The 2,467-nt window shown below is 29.1% G+C and carries 3 protein-coding genes; all 3 read right to left on the bottom strand.

Annotated features, from left to right (window positions below; translation table 11 throughout):
* Window positions 1-1,139, bottom strand: a 1,139-nt coding sequence (locus tag ACW2QF_RS19040; protein WP_455717596.1) for a B12-binding domain-containing radical SAM protein, incomplete at its 3' end; no start/stop codon positions are given.
* Window positions 1,140-1,169: 30 nt separating this feature from the next.
* Complete coding sequence (locus tag ACW2QF_RS19035; protein WP_455717595.1) at window positions 1,170-2,126, bottom strand: radical SAM protein; 957 nt, start codon at window positions 2,124-2,126, stop codon at window positions 1,170-1,172.
* A 41-nt stretch (window positions 2,127-2,167) separates the two neighbouring features.
* Window positions 2,168-2,467 (bottom strand): hypothetical protein (locus tag ACW2QF_RS19030; protein WP_455717594.1); only part of this gene is annotated, 300 nt, incomplete at its 5' end.

The following is a 2,467-nucleotide window of genomic DNA, read 5'->3' as shown; positions in this document are numbered from 1 at the left end:
TTGTCTATCTGATTATAAATCTCGGTTCCTGGTAGCACTTTTAACAAATTACTGGAAATATTAACATCTCCTAGCCTGTAACAATAATCAATTGATTCAAACCAATCCTCTAATGATTCATTAGGTAATCCAGCAATCAAATCAACAACAATATCAATGTTTAATTCAATCAACTTCTTTGTATTCCCAACAAATTTTTCTTCATCAAAATAGCGTCTAATGCTCTTAAGTGTACTTTTATTGGAGGACTGCAATCCAATTTCAATCTTTCTAACACCAATTTTAGTCAACATATACATTAGATCTATGTCAAGACACTCTGCCTTCAGTTCAAAACTGAAATCAAATTTCCAACCTTTTTTGATAATTTCAATAAAAAAATCTTTAGTTCTATTAATATCAAAATTTAATGTTGCATCTAATACTACAATGTTCTTAACCCCTAAATTATGCAAATACTCTAATTCATTCAATACAACACTTATATCTTTACTATAAAAAGGTATTTGTGACTCTACACAATAACTACAATTATAAGGACAACCACGACTGGTTTCTAATGTTACACACCCATAATTTAACGCTGCCTCTCGAAATTCCTCATAAATATAAAATGGATTAGGAAGTGTATTTATATCACATCTCCATTCTTTATCATATGGCTGTTTGAAAATTCTACCTTCTTCATCTTTACCCATACAGTTTGGTAATTGATTATTTCTTTCTTGCTCCCCATCATATATATTTAATATAATTTCATTAAATATTCTTTCGCCTTCACCTACAATCATGTATTTCACAATATTCTTTTCAAGAAGCTCATCTAATTCAAGATCATTCTTAGAAATACTTGGTCCTCCCATTATTATTGTAATATTAGGCATAATTTCTTTTACCTTCTTACAAATTTCCTGAAAAGCTTTACAATTCCAAACATAACAGCCACAACCTAAAACATCTGGTTTATATCTTAAAATAAATTTTAAAATTTTAATAAAATCAAAACTTATAAATGCATGTACATCAATTGTAATATTTCTGTCTTCCATATACTTTTCTGTATATGCTTTTAATAAATACAAACCCAATGGCGGATTCTCCGAATTATTGGTATTACTCGTTAATAATAATACTCTCATACATAACACCCCTTATATTACTTCAAAAAGTTATTCATGAATATTCATAAAGCATGCTGACAAACAACCATTGCATCTTCTTTCTCTTGCATCCTTACAAAATATCTGATAAACCTCTGAAAGCAATATCTCCTCTAAACTATTTTCTAGAACATTTCCCATTATTCTTCCGTCACTCCAGCAACCAAAAACTTGTCCTGCTGCATCAATACAACACCCCGTCATTGGACTGATACACCCATGTTTAGGAACCATAGTTTTCTTTTGAAAATAATCTGGTATTTTTTTTATATAGCTCTCTGGAGGAAATTCACCCTCGTGGCACTTTGAATACAATATGATTTTTTCTAATTCTTCTTCTAGTTCAACTATATTTTCTTCTTTCATATCAAATTCCAAGTTGCGTTGTTGATATGTTCTTTCTAAAAGCATATCCTTATTAAATGCATTGTAAGATATGGAATTGATTCCAATTTTATCAAAAAGAAACTTTGTAAATGTATGTATTACTTTATAATTATATTTAGAAATAGTCATCCCAACTTTAATAATATTTGTCTGATTGCTATACTCTTTAAAATATTTTATTGCATTTATTGCTCTCTCATAATTTCCTACACCACGTATTTGGTCATTGATATCTTGATTTCCTTCTAAAGAAATAACAATACCATTTAATCCAGCTTCAATTAGTTTTTTTACTTCTTTCTCACCAATTAATACCCCATTTGTCATCATAAGAACTTGTATTCCTTGACTTGTAGCATACGAAATGATATCGTAAATATCTTTACGAACCATAGGTTCTCCACCTGAAATCTCAAGTTCCTTCATCCCCAAAGCTTTACCTTGATCAATAATTTTAATGATATCTGAAAAAGTTATTTCTTTTAAAAAAAAAGAGTTAAGTCGATAATCACACATCCGGCATCTTAAATTACATTTTTTTGTTATCAACAAATTTATTCTATTTATTTTTATCTCCATAAGAAACCTCTCTTAATTATCTATAAACTAGTGCATAATTTCTAAAACCAATCAGCTACGCTACAATAAAAAGATTCACCTTCTTTGTTCATATCTATTTTTTTACCATCCACTCGTCTCTCAAAGTCTTCAAGACTTATATCTCCATTTATAAACTGTTGAAATAACTTGACTGGTAGTTCAGGATGGAGTGAATAAAACAAAGCATGATTAGAATTTTCATCATGATGTCTTTCACTATGATTCCTAGCATGTTCAATATGATAATTTATAGCTTTTTCATTTATAACTATTTTAATAGATTGTTTAAACAGACGATATCCAAGTTCGGTGTCTTCTAA

It is taken from the genome of Anaerosporobacter sp., assembly GCF_965301125.1.
This window is presented reverse-complemented; position numbering and strand designations above follow the sequence as displayed.

Excerpts from the sequence above, each read along its gene's own strand:
- ACW2QF_RS19035 (WP_455717595.1), bottom strand. The coding sequence starts at position 2,126 with ATGGAGATAAAAATAAATAGAATAAATTTGTTGATAACAAAAAAATGT.